This window comes from Algibacter sp. L1A34, from assembly GCF_009796805.1.
In the GTDB taxonomy this organism is placed as follows: Bacteria; Bacteroidota; Bacteroidia; order Flavobacteriales; family Flavobacteriaceae; genus Algibacter.
This window is the reverse complement of the sequence record NZ_CP047029.1, coordinates 1,201,055-1,218,407: the sequence shown is the minus strand read 5'-3', so window position 1 is coordinate 1,218,407 and position 17,353 is coordinate 1,201,055. Positions and strand designations below refer to the sequence as shown.

The following is a 17,353-nucleotide window of genomic DNA, read 5'->3' as shown; positions in this document are numbered from 1 at the left end:
AAAATTGGTATTGAGGTTTTCCTATTTAATCTATTGGTGTAAGTTTTTTTAATTATTTAATTATCATTTTTTTGATAATTTTTGAATGATCTGTTTCAATTGTAAAAATATAAATACCTAAAGCTAGATTAGCAGGTAAAGTTATATTTTTATCAGAAGAATTAATCGCTTCATTCAATACCTTTTGTCCTAAAATATTAGTTCCTATTATGTTTTCAATTGAAAAATTATCAGGATTAGTAATCTGTATAGCGGCATTAGAAGTATTATAATATACACCAACAACATTTTCTAATAAATTATTATCAGAAATACTTAAAGTACTTGATGGTTTAGCAAAAACAATTTCGAACCGATTTGAAGTTACTCCTTTTTCTACAGTTGTCGTGAAGCTAGTGTTTTCAATTAAATCGTGATAGGTATCTGTTAAATTATCTTTTATGTATAATTCAAAATCTTCGGTTGGATAATTTAATTCGGCTAAAGTAATTTCAATTTCACCTGCGGTTTTTGCTTTTATAGAAAGAGGTAATTTAGTTTCTGTATTTGGTTCATCAATACCTTGGATAACAAAGTTATTATCGTCAATTTCCCAATACATATCTTCCACATTGTCCTCAGTTAAAGGAGCGTCATAACCTCTATCGATTTCCATAGTTGCATTCTCGTCTATGGTTGTTAATATTTGGCGTGTATACCCGTTAGGCGAATTATAGTTTAAGCGTAATTTGGTTCGTAAATCATCTAGGCTAGTATCTATTGCTGCTATTTTAGCTTTTCCAGCTGTTCCTTTCATAAATAAAGAATTGGTGGCACTAGCTTCGGTAACAAAAACACGTTGATCATTATTAAAACTTGTGTTTCCCGATGCAGTAGCAGTTACAAAGAATCCTTGGCCCACGGCGATATATCGAGTAGGAACTTTTGTTGATATACCAGTTTGACTAACATCTGCGTTTGGAGTAGCTTTTGTTGCTATTGCAGGAACTCCACCAGAGTAGTTGTATGTGCCATAGCCGCCTTCGTATTCTCTTAGTATATGTGAACCGCCTCCGTAATGTTCCCAAAAATATAGAGTACCATCTAAATGAGGATTATCATTTAAAAATTTTATACCATCAATAGCAGATGGATATGGGTTTCCAACTAAGTAATCGTTTCCTGCATCTGTTTTTAAAAGTATTTCTCCATTATTTGGAGTGCCTTGAAACACGTAGTTCTTATCTGTAGAAATAGATCCTGTTCCTGGTCCTTTCATTGTATACCCTTCTCCAACTTTTATTTCTCCAGTACTTTTTACCTGTTGCCAATGAGCATAACTATCACTTGGGCTATTTGCAAATTTCCAAATCCAATAGTTTGCAATTTCTATTGGGCTAGATGTATTATTACCATTATAACCAGAAACGAATGAAATAGGTTTTGGAGTTAGAGGATCTTCACCATCTTTTAAAACGGTTGCTACGGTATATGTTTCGTTACCATTTATATCAACATCTGGATTAGTAGTATGTATAGGGGATGACCAAGCATTATAAGTATATAAATTTTCTGTGCCTTGTTGGTCTTTTTCTATAGATCCAGTTGCAACCAAAACACTATTTTCTGTTTGAATTAGTTGAGATTCACCTTCTAAATCGATAAGTCCAGCTAGGTCTAAGTACCAAGAGTTGTTAAGTTCAACATCACTTTGTATTGATAATTCAACACCAGCATCAACTATTAAACCAGCTGTTGCATGTCTAGTTGCGGTTGTTAGACTGTGTTTAACATGTACTATAGACCAATCTTGATTGGTTGCTTCCGCGTCAATATCCCAAACATCACCGTGTAACCATGTATTTGTTGAACTCCAAGATCCTACAGCTTTAGTTTCATAAGGTAATGGTGCGGTTTGAAAGTAAATGTTTTTGATGTTATGTAGCCTTGCACCCGTGCCAACATCGATAGTTAATGTTGTGGCGTCATCCACAATATCATCTTTAAAAGTATCCATTTTAAAATACCTAACTAGAGATGTGTTAAATGTGTTTGCGGCATCAATATCTAAAGGAACTATGGCGCCTTGATTAAAATTAGTATCACTCAATTCTTGATAAACCATTCTTTGGAATGAAGTTTCACTTAAAGCTTCGTTGAATAAACGTACTTCATCTATTTCTCCTTCAAAATAGCGGGTGTCTGTATTTGGTGTTCTTCCTATGGTAAAGTTAGAGGTATCTGTAAATAAACTATTCGCAACAGAGACTACAGGAAGAGGATCGCCATTAACATAAACTATGAACTCTCCATCCGTACTACTATAAGTTGCTCCAACATGAACCCAAATACCTTCGGGTAAAGCAGTACTACCTTCTCGAGTATCACTGTTAGCCTCAACTTTAATACGACCACCATTGGTTACCATAATATTAAAACTATTTTGGCCAACAACAACGCGATCACCGGTTGCTCCTGGTTCAATTTTAATCCATGCCATAAGGGTAGCATTTGCCCAACCATTTATTACATTACCATCTTCTACATAATCATTTCTTCCATCGAAGAAAAGTGTATAGCTGTCGCTTAAGTCTCTTGGTGAGCCAAAGACGTTATTATCTGTATCGAAAGCATCTAGGATTCCGTCGTTGTCCAGGTCGCTAGTTCCATCAATAATGCCATCGTTATCGGCATCTAAATACGCATAAATTTGTGTAGTATCTATATCACTACCGTTAGTAGTATTATTTGGAGCATCGTTACTATCTATATCTAAATAGTTTGGTACACCATCACCATCCGAATCTAAAGGAGCGTTATAAGTAAGCGTTCCGTGATCTGTGCCATCCGAATCATTGTCATTATCATCTACTATTGATAAAATACCATCACCATCTTGATCATCGGTATCAATACCAGATATAGCATCTTGATAATCTGAGCCATCACCGGTACCATTACCATTGACATCTATATCACCAAAACCATTATATTCAACAGCATCAAAAACACCGTCATTATCACTATCTAGATCAAGGTAATCTGGTACACCATCACCATCGGAATCTAAAATTGTTATAGTTTCGTATGCATCATGCATTCCGTTCCCGTTAGCATCTACCCAAGGGTTTGTTGTGTCATTATAAACAGTGGAATCAAAGTTGTCATCTATTAAACCTAACTCTACAACGTTTGGTATACCATCATTATCATTATCTAAATCTATAATATCCGCAACACCATCTCTATCTAAATCGCAAAGTGTTTGCGTTACAAAAATATCATCAATAGCTAAATCGTTTCCGTTACCTCCTAGATTAGCATTACTTAATACTACAGTAAATTGAGAAACGGTACTAACAAAACTTGCAGATACTTTTACCCAATCTCCATCAGGGTTTGAGGCACTTGTTGGAGGAATCTCTCCTGATGTATCTGTGGCAATTACATTACCAAGGTTGTCATAAATAGTTATAACTACTTCTGGTTTTTCTCGACCACCTACACCAGGTGCGTTATCGCGATCTAAATTAATAGCATAAAACCCAAACTGAATTGGCACACCTGTGGTAACTCCTGTTATATCTTGACTATAAAAAGTACCAGGGTCTGTTGCTGCATTAAAAATAGCCATTCTACCATTTGTATCTCCTGTTGTATGGTCACCTCCTGAATACCAATAATCTTCTGCCCAATCAGAAAGATCCACATTTATACCTTCTGTTACCCCATTATTATTGGTAACCGAATGATATACTGTATAATCTCCGTCATTTACACTTGTTGGATTATAGGTTGCTGGACATGAGCCATTACCATCTTCCCAGCAATAGGTGGTTGTTGCTCCTGCATAATTGCCATTAATTTGAATTCTATCGTTTCCTGCTCCAAAAGTTTCATTTAAAAAAACAACTTCTGCTGTCGAAGCATTAGAATTACTGTTACAAATAGAACTCTCATAACTATCTGTTAATCCATCGTTATCATCGTCTATATCTATATTATCTGGCACACCATCTCCATCAGTATCAGGAAAGGTTTGTGCGCCTTCACCAGAGACTGTAAAAGTAAATGGATTTTCATCTACATCATTAGAAAGAATAGAAATAACTCCTGTATACGCCCCTATTACATCTGGATTAAAAGCAATTGTAAATGTTGTAGATTCCCCTGGTGTTAATGTTGTTAATACTGGTTGTGTAGCTACTGTAAAAGCAGTAGAACCAGATACACTAACATAAGGTGCTTGTAATACTAAATCTGTGATACCTGTATTTTCTATAACATATGTTCTTGTTACTGCACCAGAATTAATATCATAAACACCAAAATCTGTATAATTATCTGTACTTGTCATTGTTGCCCCAGAAACTATACCTAAACCATTACCATACAAATCAATCTCTTGCGCTGTAGCGTCACTTTTAATATCTACTATATAATCTTCAAACTCTTCAGGTTGCCCATCTGTATTTCCACACGGTTTAGATGCATCCCAATAACGTCTTGCACCAATACGCATCAATGTTTTTCCTAAACCTGCTGTGGATGGAATAGTTATAGAGCCTAGATTAAATGTGTTATCTGTACTTGATAAGGATTGGTCTTCACCACTAGATGAGGGATTTGCACTTGCAGAACTCCAAACTTCTTCTGCTATTGTAATATTTCCATCTCTATTTAAATCAATATATACTGTCCAACCAGATCTGTTCTCTGAAGCCATTTGGTTTGAAACAGAAAGCTCTATTGGATAAGTTGATCCTCTCGTTAAATCTGCACTTTGCGTTTCAATATAATTCCCATAACCACCATCATCTCCAGAAGAATTATTAATCATTGTAGTTTCTCCCGGTAAATACACATTAGTTATATAATGCGTCCCATTAGAATTACTTGTTGGAACACAAGCATTAAAACCGACAAAAACACTAACTATACCCGTTTCGCACTGTGAAAATTGATTACACAAATCATATGTAAAACTATCTGATCCTACAAAATCACTATTTGGTATGTATTGAAACACGCCATCTGATTCTTCAGTTACAATTCCATTAGAAGCAACTGTAGACAAGCTATAATTATCAGTATCACCTCCTGCTGTTCCAATATAATCATTACTAGCTACATTAACTTGATTAGCCGTTCCAGCGGCACTACCCACTAAAACATCCAAATTATCATCAGCTACGACTGGTGTTATTGATACTTGATTAATATTTAAAGTATAATCTTCAACATCTCCTCTATAAGTATTTGTAAAATCGCAACCATCTAGGGAAATGATAGCTCCATCTGAACCCCCGCCACAGTTTGAACAATAGGAAACTTGGATTCGTACTTTAGAAGTTCCAGAATTAGCAGTTGGGTCTATTGTAAAAGAACCGGTTTTTGGATTTGATGTATTAAAATCTTCAAAGTAGACTTCTGTGTATGTGCCATTGTTATCGTAATCTATCCAAATACTAATAGCGCTATTGTCCCATGGGATATTACTATTTACAGAAAAATCATAGGTATTACCCACAGTAACATCAGCAGATTGGCTCGTGTAATCCGTATAACTCGTATTTATGTTAGAGTTGTTAATTTCTGTAGAGGAATTATCACCTTCTATAGTAACCTTTGAAATATAATGTCCGTTCCAGTCAACTAGGTCGTTGCCTCCTAGATTGTTAATATCATAAGAGCACTGAGCATCAACAGCATTAAAAGCAAACAAACACAATAAGGTTGCTAATATGTTTTTTAATACACTTCGTAGGTAAGAGTATATTTTGTTCATAAGTAGGTGATTTTGTTGAGAGAAAAATATGTTGATTTTTAGGGGCTTGTGGAGTTATTTTTATCTGTGTCCACAAAACACATTTTTTGATTATCTTAATTCTTGTACAAATTTACTTTAATTGATAACTCTGTTAATAAGTTTTCGGTGAATGGTATTTGTCTTTAAAATATTTTAAGCAAGAATAGGCGATAAGGACTTAAATTGAGAATTAATCCGTTGTAGTGATTAAAACATAAGTCAAACGGTTATAGACTAACGGTAATGCTACATTTTTGCTCGTTTCCAAGCTCATCCATAACAGTAATAATATGCTTACCAACGGTAGGAATAATAGCCATTTCATGGATGTTTTTTGTAGAGCCAATAAACCGTTCGTCTATCGACCAATAGACAATTCGTTCCGGTTTTGAGTGTGCTATTTTTAGGATAAGCTCGTTAGTTTTTCCGTCAAAATCTTTAGGAAGGAAAATAGTATTGTTTTCTTTAGGGTAAATAAACTCGATAGAAGCGGCTTGTTTGCCTAAACAATCGGGCTTAAATTTGGGTAATGGTTTGTAAAATGGATTTTTAGTTTTGTAATAATAACCCATTAATGGTGGTAATACAAACCACGATTTATGGATAATGTTACTCAAATCTTCGCAGGAGGAATTCACTTGAAAGTTTTCCGTTTTATCCAAATGAATTAAAACATGATAAGGGCAAGGTTTAGTTTTTAAACCCGATAGTTGAATAAATTTTTCTTCCGTGTCATCGCAATTTTGTGAGGCGCGGTGACCGCTTTGTTTGCAAATGGTTACTTTTTTCATTTCATCAAAAGGTTCTGAGAACCAATTGCTATTTGGTAAAGTTTCGAAAACATCGAACATTATTGGCGCTGCTGTTTGCACACCAACTAGTCCTGGCCGGCCTTCGCCATCTGCATTGCCAACCCAAACACCCACAACATAATCTTTAGTAGAGCCAATAGCCCAAGCATCTCGAAAACCGAAACTGGTACCTGTTTTCCAAGCAATTTGTTTAGACCCATCAAAAAACTCCCAACTTTCATCGCTTTCTGGACGATTAACTTCCTTTAAACTTTTGTATGTTAAGTACGTGGAAGCGGCATCAAATAGGGTTTTATCCGTTGTTTTCTTTCCAAAGTTTACTTTATATGAGGCTAAAAAAGAGGGTTCGCAAAATTCATTTGAAAAATAGGTGCTCGAATTTTCAGAGAAATGATTTAAAGTAGAAGATAGAGCGGCGTAATTTTTACATAAATCCCAAAGGTTACTTTCGGCACCACCAAGAATAAGTGATAAACCGTAATGGTTGGCATTGTATTTTAAATCTTTAAGTTTTAGAAATTTTAAATATTGATAAAACCTGTCTAGACCAAATTCCTGTAACATTCTCACGGCTGGTACATTTAAAGATCTAGATAATGCTCGACTTGCAGGCACGGCACCATCGTAAGTTTTATTGTAATTTTCAGGGTTATAACTGCCGTATTGTGTAGGTACATCTGCAACCAAGGTATTGGGTAATAAATCGCCAGCATCCAACATGGCAGCATATAAAAAGGGTTTTAAAATACTGCCTGTACTACGTGGTTTATCAATAATGTCAACATCTTTTTGATGGGCTTTATCGGTTGGTGTATTACCAACATAGGCTAAAACTTTTCTGGTTTTTACATCTAAAACTAAAACAGCTGCGTTGTAAATCTCATTCTGACTTAATTTATTATAATGGTTTTTTACAATGTAGTTTACATGGTTTTGTAATTTAATATCAATAGTAGTTTGTACGCGCTGTCCAGATTGTTTTAACGCTACTTTTTGTAATAGATGAGGTGCTGTTTGCGGTAATCTATAGGGTTTTTGTGGTAAGCCTTCGGCAACAGATAACTCGTAAGTAAGGGTGTCTATTTTAGCGCTTTCTAAAAGTTTTTTTAGTAATCTATCGCGCTTTATTAATAGCCGCTCTTGGTTTTTTCCTGGGTAAATTAAGCTTGGTGCGTTCGGCAAAACAGCCAAGGTTGCACTTTCTGCCCAAGAGAGGTTGTTGGAGTTTCTATTAAAATAACGCCATGATGCCGCATCGAGACCAACTACATTTCCCCCGAAAGGGGCATTACTCACATAATGCGTTAAAATTTTATTTTTAGAAGCCGAAAGTTCTAACCGTGTTGCTAGAATAATTTCAATAAATTTCTCGAAATAAGTCCTTTTTTGTCCTTTCCGCGCTAAGCGAATAACTTGTTGTGTAATGGTACTTCCGCCACGTCTTATACCGCCAGATTTTAAATTTTCTTTTAAAGCTTTAAATATTGAAAAGGGATTAAAACCAGGATGTTTATAAAAATATTCATCTTCAAACTGAACAATACAAGTTTTGAATTTATCGGGAATAGAATCGTTATGCGGGAATCGCCATTGTCCGTCTTTTGCAATTTGTGCGCCAAGTAATTCGTTATTAGAACTTGTGATTACCGTGGCTGTTGGATCTTTAAATAAGGGCTTTGGTAAGCAAAAATAATAGGAAACTAAAAGTAATGTAGCAATTGCCGATTTTACTTTATTCTTTTTTATGTAGTTTATTAGGGTCATCACTTAAATTATATACTCTAAGCCTTCTTGTTTAGATGTGAATTCGCATAATTTTAGGATGAATTAATGAAAGCTGTATTCACGTTCTACCTTGCAAATTTTTACATTGTACCAGCTATACCAACTTTTTTTTCCTTTTTGTTGGGCTTCTATATGGTCGGTTTGTGCTTTCCAATTTCTTATAGCTTCTAGGCTTTTCCAGTAACTTACGGTAATACCAATTTGGTTTCTAGCGCTTTCTATACCCAAAAAACCATCTTGTTCTTTAGCCAAGGCTTCCATTTTTTCGGCCATAGCGTTGTAGCCTTCGGTGTCTTCGTTTAAAGTTGATGTAAAAATAACCGAATAATAAGGTAAATGGTTCATTATAGGAAGATTTAGTTAATTGGAGCGCTTTTTTTTACTAATATAGCTATTCGTATTATTTAAAATACGAAGCATAAAGAAAAATAGTAAAGTCATTAAAAAAGAAACTCTAATATTATTTATTTTTTTACTCGCTGTAAAAGCCCAAGCACAATTGGGGTTTTGTAGCGGTAATTCTGGCGATCCTATTTTTACTGAAACGTTTGGGGTAGGTACAAATAATGTGCCATTACCAGCAGGAACAACAACATACAGTTTTGCTAGTGTAAAGCCGTTTGATGGGTTTTATACCATTTCTAATAGAACAAATTGGTTTGGTTGGCACGATATACCCGATCATACTGCGGGCGATACCAACGGGCGAAGTTTAGTGGTTAATGCCGATTATACTTCTGGCGAATTTTATAGAACGGCTATTAGTGGTTTGTGTGAAAACACAACTTATGAGTTTTCGTCTTGGATGGTAAATTTATTACCCGCCAACCATAGTTGCGGTATAGGCATTCCAATTAATGTAAAGTTTGAAATTTGGGATAATACCGATACGCAATTATTAGCAAGTGGTAATACTGGAGACATTTATGGTACTTCAAGCGCAGATTGGAGGCAATATGCGTTGGTTTTTCAATCGGAGCCTGGGCAAACATCTATTATTTTAAAAATGTTGAATAATGGTATTGGAGGTTGTGGAAATGATTTAGCGATAGACGATATTGTTTTTAAAACCTGCGGAGATACCGTTATTATTGAAGATGTTTTAAACGAAACACATATTGATGTTTGTGAAGATAACTTGCCGTTTTCAACCGAATTAACCGTGACACCTGATTTTGTTATTTTCTCAAGTCATTTTTATCAATGGCAAGAAAGTAATGATGGTATAAACTGGATAGATATTATTGGTGAGAATGCTGAAAAATATACTACACCACCACTTAATAACACTACATTTTATAGAGTTAAAGTTGCTGAAGACGTTGTTAATTTAACCAATAATTCTTGTAATTCTACTTCCGATATTTTTGAAGTGCGAGTTATTCCACAACCCAATGCACCAGCGAGTAATGGAGATGTTTTGGTTTGCGAGAACGATACTACGCCGTTAAGCGTAACGGTACCTTCAGGAGTTGTTGTAAATTGGTATAGTGCTGCAATTGGCGGAACTTTACTCCAAGCGAATAGCACAACTTATAATGCCACAACAAATGGGTTGTATTACGCTGAAGCGGAAACTGTAAACGGAAATTGTATTTCTAATACGCGAACTGAAGTGAGTATTACATTTTTTGAAATTCCTGAAGTTGAAGATGAAACATTGGAGTTTTGCGAAAATGAAAGTATAGAACTTCATGCCGACACCAATATTTTTACTGCAACTTATTTATGGAATACTGGTGAAACCACTGAGGTTATAAATGTAGATCAAGCCGGAATTTATACTGTAGAAGTTGCAAATGAAAGTTGTGCTGTAACAAAAATAATAACGCTTTCGCAGATAGATTTACCAATTATTGCATCTGTCGAGTCTGTTGGTAAAAGTATTGTAATTACTACGGAGAACAAAGGTGATTTTTTATATTCTATTACCGGAAATATATTTCAGCCAAATAATATTTTTACAAATATTGAAGGCGGTAATTATACTATTTATATGAAACAACAGAATTGCGACGAGATCGTTTCCATGCAATTCATTCATTTTTTTATTCCTAAGTTTTTTACACCAAATGGAGATGGCGCAAATGATAGCTTTGCTTTAAAAGGAATAGAATATTATCAATCTACGCAAGTTTCTATTTTTAATCGTTATGGAAAGCTTTTGAAGTTTTCTGAAAATGCACCGTTTTTATGGGATGGATTATTTGCTGGAGAACTTTTAGAAACAGACGATTATTGGTATGTTATTATCATTAACGGGCAGCAGTTTACAGGCCACTTTACTTTAAAGCGTTAAAAAACATTCTAATTATTTAGGGTCTTCAATCTCGTAAGTTTTTAACTCAAGTTGTTCACCATCAAAAACGCCGTAGGTGAAATATTGAATCCAATCGCCAAGATTTAGATAATCTGAATTTTGACCAAGATTGATTTCCATTGGTAAGTGGCGGTGTCCAAAAACAAAATAATCACGATGTTTATTAACCAGCTTTTTTTTGGCATATTGCACGAGCCATTCGTTTTCTTCTCCTAAAAATTTGGCATCGTCGTCGCCCGAAATAAGTTTGTTTTTTACTGATAAGTATTGCGCTATGCTTACTCCAATATCTGGATGTACCCAGCGAAACAACCACTTAAAAACAGGATTGGTGAACACTTTTTTCATGCGCTTATAGCCTTTGTCGTACGGGCCTAGACCATCGCCATGACCAATAAAAAATATTTTATTATTGAACGTGAATTCTTTTGGTTTGTGGTAAACGGGTATGTTAAGTTCTTCTTCAAAATAACCATTCATCCAAAGATCGTGGTTACCCACAAAATAATGAATTGGTATTCCAGAATCCGATATTTCGGCAAGTTTTCCTAATGTTCTAGTGAAACCTTTTGGTACTACGGTTTTGTATTCGAACCAAAAATCGAATAAATCACCAACTAGAAATATAACTGCGGCGTCTTGTTTTATTTCGTCTAACCAAGCTACGAATTTTTTTTCGCGCGGAAAGGAAGCGTCTTTTGTTGGTGCTCCTAAATGGTTATCTGAGGCGAAATATATTTTTTTTCCTTTTGGAATTTGCATGCTGTAAATATAACTTTTTTAGGCGAAAAAAACCGATGTTTGCGTTTTTGGAATTGGTCTTTGTAAACTAGTATGTTAGATCTTGAACGGTGTATTTAAGTCCCTTACTAAAGAAGGAAGCGCATAGTGAATATTTATATTCATGAGTTGCTTAATTTAAAACAACAACTAACGAATAAAGCTAGACCACTTGTGGTAACTCCCAAATTATTTTTCATGATTTTAGTCAAAAAGAGCTCTTAGTTCCGAGGCTTCGTTAGGTTTTATTTTTCCAGCTAGTAGTAAACTTAATTGTTTACGGCGTAATGCGGCATCATAACGTTCTATTTCGAGTTCGGTTTCTGGGTGTATTTCTGGCACAGGAATTGGACGACCAGTTTCATCTACGGCTACAAAAGTGTAAATAGCTTCGTTGGCTTTGGCACGGTCGCCAGATTCGCGATCTTCGATCCAAACATCTAGAAAAACTTCCATTGAGGTTTTAAAGGCACGAGATACCTTAGCCTCTACAGTTACTACACTGCCAAGTGGCACGGCACGGTTAAAAGCTACATTGTTTACAGTGGCGGTAACCACAATGCGACGCGAGTGGCGGCGAGCTGCAATACTGGCTGCACGATCCATTCGTGCTAATAATTCGCCTCCAAATAAATTATTTAGAGGATTGGTTTCACTAGGTAAAACCAAATCTGTCATTATGGTTCTAGATTGTTCGGGTGTTTTTGCTTGCATCAAAAATAATTAGGTTTAAGATGTGGCGAAGTTAACAATTATGGCAGTAATAGAACGGGGGTTTTGTGAAAACTACTAATCGAGTTTTTTAACAAGTAACCAAGCGTCCTTATTATGCGAAGCTTTTATAGTGTTTAAAGCTTTGCGAGCTTCTAAGCGGGTTTCATAACTAGCATAGACAACTTGGTGTAATCCGTATTTATTTGTACCAATTTTTCGAGCGCTAAAACCATCGGCTTTGAGTTGTGCTACTGTTTTGTCGCAATTTTCTTCTACTCTAAAAGCACCTGCTACAATATGGAAATTACCGGTTTGTTTAGTAATATTAAGGGTAATTGCTGGTAATGGGTTTAGATTAAAGGTAGCTTGTTGTATTTTAGTATCTAACTGTTTTTCGGCTTCTTGTTGTGCCAATTGGTTATGTGTTTCTATTTGATTCACATAAAAATTAGAGGCCACTAAACCGCCAAGTGTCAAGGCTACAACTGCTATGGCTGCGTATTTTAAATAGGATCTGCTTTTACGTTTTTCTGCTGTAACCGCAATTGGTATTACTTTTTCTATACGTTCGGCTTCTACTTTGTAAACCTCACGTGTTACTGCTGGAGACTCGAATTGAGATAATCCAAAAGCATCGGTTAAATAGTTTAATTGGTAAGATGGCTCGAATATAATTTTGCCCTCGTTGCTAAAAACAATATCACCTATATTTTTAAAGGTTAATATTTGGCCTTCTGTTAAACTCTCTTTTAAAGTTTTAACGTGTGTTGCAATTTTTTTATTAGCAACTTCGAAAGATATTTTTTCTACGTCGGCAATATAATGCGCCAATAAACCATCGTTTTTTTGAATTTGCTCGTTAAAAGACAAAACTTTTTTAGGAGGAAAAAACGCGTTTGTATTTTCGTTTATAGTCGCAGATACAGATTGTGTTAAAAACGAACCCAACTCAGGGATGGTAACACATTCATATCTATATAGTAAGTCGCTTATGTAAGTATCTAGTTGCATAAACACAAAGTTAGAAAATTATAGTTTTCGATAAAATTTATCGCGATGTTTTTATTAACAGATTAAAAATTCTTTTATTGTAGGTTGAAATTAAGCATTTTACAATGATAGAAAATAATTTACTTTACGCTTTAGCCTTACAACATGTACCCAATATTGGAGATATTACAGCAAAACGATTAATTTCTCATTGTGGCTCTCCCGAAGCAGTTTTAAAAGAGAAAAGACAAAATTTACTTAAAATTGATGGTGTTGGTAACGTTATTTTAGAGGGTTTGTTTAAACCTCATCATTTAAAAGAAGCAGAAAAAGAGATGCGTTTTATTGAAGAAAATAATATTAAGGTGTCTTATTTTGAAGATGAAGATTATCCTGAAAAGCTAAAACATTGTATTGATGGACCTATTTTATTGTTTCAATCTGGGCATGTTAACTTAAAAAAGCAGAGGCTTATTAGTATTGTTGGCGCTCGAAAAATTACCACAAGTGGTATTGCCTTTTGTGAAAAATTAGTAGAAACGCTTAAACCTTATAATCCTGTAATTATTTCTGGCTTTGCTTACGGCGCAGATATTACAGCACATAAAGCAGCTATGAAACATGGTTTGCAAACTGTAGCTTGTTTGGCGCATGGGCTCAATCAAATTTATCCAAAAGTGCATAAAAAGTATATGGTAGATATGGAGAAAAATGGTGGGTTTTTTACCGACTTTTGGAGCACCGATAATTTTGATAGAAACAATTTTTTAAAACGAAACAGAGTAATTGCGGGTTTAAGCGAAGCTACAATTGTTATAGAATCGGCTGAAAAAGGTGGGAGTTTGGTAACTGCTGATATTGCAAATTCTTATAATCGTGATATATTTGCTGTACCAGGCCGCACCACTGATAGCCAAAGTGTAGGTTGTAATAATTTAATAAAGCAACAACGTGCACATATGCTCACCACTCCTTTAGATGTGCCTTATATTTTAAATTGGCAATTGGAAGATGCTCAAAAGCCTGCTATACAAAAACAATTATTTGTAGAGTTGGACGCCACCGAAAAGGTGATTTACAATTATTTAAAAGAAAACGAAAAACAGCAGCTAGATATTATTGCTATTAGTTGTAATTTGCCTATTTTTAAAGTAGCTAGCATTTTATTAACCATGGAGTTAAAAGGTGTTGTACGACCATTACCAGGTAAGTTGTTTGAGATTCTTTAAAGTATAAAATCTTGATTTAATTACCTCAGGCTTAATAATAATTTCTAAATCAAGATCGAGTGCATCTTATTTCATTAAAAAACACAAATGCTTCAAGTTAATAATATTTCTTTTTCATATAATAAAACCGAGATTTTAAAAAACATTTCTTTTTCTGTAAGAGCAGGAGAGCAGCTTTCTATTATAGGTGAAAGCGGCTCCGGAAAAAGCACCCTTTTAAAATTGCTTTATGGGGAGTTCGATTTAAACGCTGGTCATATTTTTTGGGGAGATACAGAAATACTTGGACCAAAATATAATCTTGTTGTGGGGTATGATTTTATGAAATACGTTGCTCAAGAATTCGATTTAATGCCTTTTACATCGGTTGCTGAAAATATTGGTGCGTTTCTTTCTAATTTTTATCCCGAAGAAAAACAAGAACGCACCAAAGAATTACTTGAAGTTGTAGAGCTTACTGAGTTTGCTAATGTAAAAGTAAAAACATTAAGTGGTGGACAAAAACAGCGGGTAGCACTGGCACGAGCTTTGGCAAAGGAACCCGAAATTATGTTGCTTGATGAACCTTTTAGCCATATTGATAATTTTAAAAAACAATCCTTACGCCGTAATGTTTTTAAGTATTTAAAATTGAAAAACATTGCATGTATTGTGGCTACACACGATAAAGAAGATGTGTTGGGTTTTGCAGATAGAATGCTCATTTTAAATAATCATGAAGTTGAAGTTGAAGGCACACCAGAAGATCTTTTTAAAAATCCTGAAACCCCTTTAATTGCTTCGTTTTTTGGTGAGTTTAATGAGATTGATAATCAGATTATTTATGCACATCAACTTAATGTAGTGCAAGATTCTAAATTAAAAGCTATTATTAAACGAGTGTATTTTAAAGGACATTATTATTTAATTGAAGCAGATTTGAACGGAGAATTAGTGTTTTTTGAACACGAAAGCCTTCTTAAAATTGATTCAGAAGTTTGTCTTTATTATTAAAAAATTTAAACAAAAAAAGAATGAAGATTATGGGGGCAATCTTCACTCCTTTTTATAGTAAATAGGTTTAAACTCAGAGGAGGTTACATAATAGATTTGTGTTAATTTCAACTTTCTTCTTCCCCAACTTCTTCGCCTTGGGTAGTTACAGAACCTGTACTTGAATTACCGTAAACAGGTGTTTCATTTCTTAAAATATCTAAAACTCTAGCGAAATTAGAAGATGTCATGTATGGTGTTTCTTCTCTTTTTCCTTTGAATGTTGTAAAATAGAATTTACCGAGGTCAATTTTTGGATCCCAAAGAGCTTGGTAACCTTTTAATTTTGTCCAACCTGTGGTTCCTTGTGCATAATGTGGCATAACTTTTAGTTTAATGGATTAATAATATTGTAAAATTATATTAATTCTATACCTATTAAGTAAGGAGATTACCCCATAATGAAAGGGTGATTTTCCTGATTTTAAAGAAAAAATAAAAAAACAAAGTAAATGATGAAGAGGTTACAACTTTAATTCAATTTATTTATTTTTGGGTTCGCCTAGATAAGGGCTGTTATTGTTACATTGTTCATTACGAAGAAACTTTAGAAATGAAAACTATAAAAAATATTATTTTCGATTTAGGTGGTGTTATTCTGAATTTAAACGTTCCTAAAGCCATAGCCGAATTGGAAACTATCGGGATAACTGATATTGTTAATAAAACAGGACATCATTATGAGTATTCTTTTTTTTATGATTTTGAAATAGGAAAAATTTCTGAAGACGAGTATCTTGAAGCTTTATTCAATTTATCTAATGAAACACCAAGTTACGAGCAGATTAGAACGGCTTGGAATGCCATGATTTTAGATATACCAAAAGAGCGCATTGCATATATAGAAAGCTTGAGAAGTAAATACAATGTTTATCTTTTAAGTAATACGAATGCCATTCATCAGAAAAAATTTTTAGATGAATATGAAGAGGCAAACGGTTCTAAGTTTAATGATTTATTTAAAAAAGCCTATTATTCTCATGAAGTAGGGATTAGAAAACCCGATGAAAATATTTTTAGTTTTGTTTTAAATGATAGTAAATTAAATGCTGAAGAATCTATATTTATTGATGATTCTATTGATAATATAAAGGCTGCGGAAAGCTTAGGAATACAAACATTTTATATAAAAGATTATAATTTGTTATCTGGTTTTGCCACTCAAATACTATAAGACAGATTTAATTTTAAAATTTTGATTTCTAAACTTAATAGAGTCCTCAACTGTTTTCCCCATTAGCAACTGCCCAATAGGTGTGTTTGGTGAAATGGCATAGAATTTTTGGTTGTTGTATGTTAATTCACCAGAGCTAATAGCAATATAGTAATTGGCTTGCGAAGTATAAATAATACTACCTAAACCTATAGTTTGTGATGTTTTTGATACATCAATTTTGGAAAGAGCTATTTTTATTTTGTTTATTTCAGCGAGTTGATTACCTGCCTTTTCACGTTCTAATTGCAACATTGCGCGACCTGTTTCGTGTTTGTCTCCAGCACTACTTTTGGTTTCTGAAGTTAAAGATTCCTGAATTTCGTTTATAGTATTTTGTATGGTCTGGAACCTAGAATCTATAGATTCTAAACATATCTTGAATAGTTTTTGCTTAATTTCTATAGATTGTTTCATTTGTTGTTTTGTGTTCAAGGCGACTAAAATAGTGTATTTTTAATTGGGGTGATTAGGATTGTATTGATTAATGAAGAAGATTGATTTTCTTAATTTACGGTGTTTTGTTTTAAAGCCGAGTTCGCGTTAGGGATTGATGCGGCATACTTTTTTGTGCTTTATAAGAAATAAAATATTGGTGGTTAGAACTTCGCTACTTGAATAATTCTTTTTTGGGAGCTGAGACAGGTTTTGCGCAAATAAAGATATAGCGGAAAGCCCGACCCTTGTGGT

12 protein-coding genes are annotated in these 17,353 nt (G+C 34.3%); 4 read left to right on the top strand and 8 right to left on the bottom strand.

What is annotated here, in order from left to right; all coding sequences use genetic code 11:
* Positions 1 to 52: 52 nt before the first annotated feature.
* The 3 genes from GQR97_RS05360 to GQR97_RS05350 form a co-directional block, all read right to left on the bottom strand.
* Entirely contained in the window at positions 53 to 5,767 is a 5,715-nt protein-coding gene (locus tag GQR97_RS05360) for a LamG-like jellyroll fold domain-containing protein (protein ID WP_158846219.1), read from the bottom strand.
* A gap of 248 nt (positions 5,768 to 6,015) precedes the next feature.
* Positions 6,016 to 8,364 (bottom strand): penicillin-binding protein 1C, encoded by a 2,349-nt coding sequence (gene pbpC / locus GQR97_RS05355; RefSeq protein WP_158846217.1) that lies wholly within the window; start codon positions 8,362 to 8,364, stop codon positions 6,016 to 6,018.
* A gap of 63 nt (positions 8,365 to 8,427) precedes the next feature.
* The gene (locus tag GQR97_RS05350; protein ID WP_158846215.1) at positions 8,428 to 8,730 is read right to left on the bottom strand and encodes an antibiotic biosynthesis monooxygenase family protein; all 303 of its coding nucleotides are present in this window, start codon (positions 8,728 to 8,730) and stop codon (positions 8,428 to 8,430) included.
* Positions 8,731 to 8,884: 154 nt separating this feature from the next.
* On the opposite strand from GQR97_RS05350, the gene GQR97_RS05345 reads away from it, so the two are divergent.
* Positions 8,885 to 10,684 carry a T9SS type B sorting domain-containing protein gene (locus GQR97_RS05345; protein ID WP_158846212.1) on the top strand — a complete coding sequence of 600 codons (1,800 nt, stop codon included), beginning with the start codon at positions 8,885 to 8,887 and terminating at the stop codon, positions 10,682 to 10,684.
* 12 nt (positions 10,685 to 10,696) lie between these two features.
* Here the strand turns inward: GQR97_RS05345 and GQR97_RS05340 are convergent, their stop codons facing one another.
* From GQR97_RS05340 to GQR97_RS05330, 3 genes are all read right to left on the bottom strand, one after another.
* A complete protein-coding gene (locus GQR97_RS05340; RefSeq protein WP_158846204.1) occupies positions 10,697 to 11,467 on the bottom strand; it encodes a UDP-2,3-diacylglucosamine diphosphatase in 771 nt (256 codons plus the stop codon).
* 222 nt (positions 11,468 to 11,689) lie between these two features.
* A complete protein-coding gene (locus GQR97_RS05335; protein ID WP_158846202.1) occupies positions 11,690 to 12,199 on the bottom strand; it encodes an acyl-CoA thioesterase in 510 nt (169 codons plus the stop codon).
* Between the two features lie 75 nt (positions 12,200 to 12,274).
* Entirely contained in the window at positions 12,275 to 13,210 is a 936-nt protein-coding gene (locus tag GQR97_RS05330) for an SPOR domain-containing protein (protein WP_158846200.1), read from the bottom strand.
* A gap of 104 nt (positions 13,211 to 13,314) precedes the next feature.
* Here GQR97_RS05330 and dprA point away from each other — a divergent pair, with 104 nt between their 5' ends.
* Positions 13,315 to 14,418: a DNA-processing protein DprA gene (dprA, locus tag GQR97_RS05325; RefSeq protein WP_158846198.1), complete on the top strand. Its 1,104-nt coding sequence runs from the start codon at positions 13,315 to 13,317 to the stop codon at positions 14,416 to 14,418.
* A gap of 87 nt (positions 14,419 to 14,505) precedes the next feature.
* Entirely contained in the window at positions 14,506 to 15,411 is a 906-nt protein-coding gene (locus GQR97_RS05320; protein ID WP_158846196.1) for an ABC transporter ATP-binding protein, read from the top strand.
* Positions 15,412 to 15,518: 107 nt separating this feature from the next.
* Here the strand turns inward: GQR97_RS05320 and GQR97_RS05315 are convergent, their stop codons facing one another.
* A complete protein-coding gene (locus tag GQR97_RS05315; RefSeq protein ID WP_158846194.1) occupies positions 15,519 to 15,773 on the bottom strand; it encodes a hypothetical protein in 255 nt (84 codons plus the stop codon).
* Positions 15,774 to 16,003: 230 nt separating this feature from the next.
* Here GQR97_RS05315 and GQR97_RS05310 point away from each other — a divergent pair, with 230 nt between their 5' ends.
* A complete protein-coding gene (locus GQR97_RS05310) occupies positions 16,004 to 16,624 on the top strand; it encodes an HAD family hydrolase (RefSeq protein ID WP_158846192.1) in 621 nt (206 codons plus the stop codon).
* Here GQR97_RS05310 and GQR97_RS05305 read toward each other — a convergent pair.
* A complete protein-coding gene (locus GQR97_RS05305) occupies positions 16,619 to 17,080 on the bottom strand; it encodes a GreA/GreB family elongation factor (protein ID WP_262922203.1) in 462 nt (153 codons plus the stop codon). The genes GQR97_RS05310 and GQR97_RS05305 overlap by 6 nt on opposite strands.
* Between the last annotated feature and the right edge of the window lie 273 nt (positions 17,081 to 17,353).

Excerpts from the sequence above, each read along its gene's own strand:
- GQR97_RS05330 (WP_158846200.1), bottom strand. The coding sequence starts at position 13,210 with ATGCAACTAGATACTTACATAAGCGACTTACTATATAGATATGAATGT.
- GQR97_RS05360 (WP_158846219.1), bottom strand. The coding sequence starts at position 5,767 with ATGAACAAAATATACTCTTACCTACGAAGTGTATTAAAAAACATATTA.
- GQR97_RS05340 (WP_158846204.1), bottom strand. The coding sequence starts at position 11,467 with ATGCAAATTCCAAAAGGAAAAAAAATATATTTCGCCTCAGATAACCAT.
- pbpC (WP_158846217.1), bottom strand. The coding sequence starts at position 8,364 with ATGACCCTAATAAACTACATAAAAAAGAATAAAGTAAAATCGGCAATT.
- GQR97_RS05335 (WP_158846202.1), bottom strand. The coding sequence starts at position 12,199 with ATGCAAGCAAAAACACCCGAACAATCTAGAACCATAATGACAGATTTG.
- GQR97_RS05305 (WP_262922203.1), bottom strand. The coding sequence starts at position 17,080 with ATGAAACAATCTATAGAAATTAAGCAAAAACTATTCAAGATATGTTTA.
- dprA (WP_158846198.1), top strand. The coding sequence starts at position 13,315 with ATGATAGAAAATAATTTACTTTACGCTTTAGCCTTACAACATGTACCC.
- GQR97_RS05350 (WP_158846215.1), bottom strand. The coding sequence starts at position 8,730 with ATGAACCATTTACCTTATTATTCGGTTATTTTTACATCAACTTTAAAC.
- GQR97_RS05320 (WP_158846196.1), top strand. The coding sequence starts at position 14,506 with ATGCTTCAAGTTAATAATATTTCTTTTTCATATAATAAAACCGAGATT.
- GQR97_RS05315 (WP_158846194.1), bottom strand. The coding sequence starts at position 15,773 with ATGCCACATTATGCACAAGGAACCACAGGTTGGACAAAATTAAAAGGT.
- GQR97_RS05310 (WP_158846192.1), top strand. The coding sequence starts at position 16,004 with ATGAAAACTATAAAAAATATTATTTTCGATTTAGGTGGTGTTATTCTG.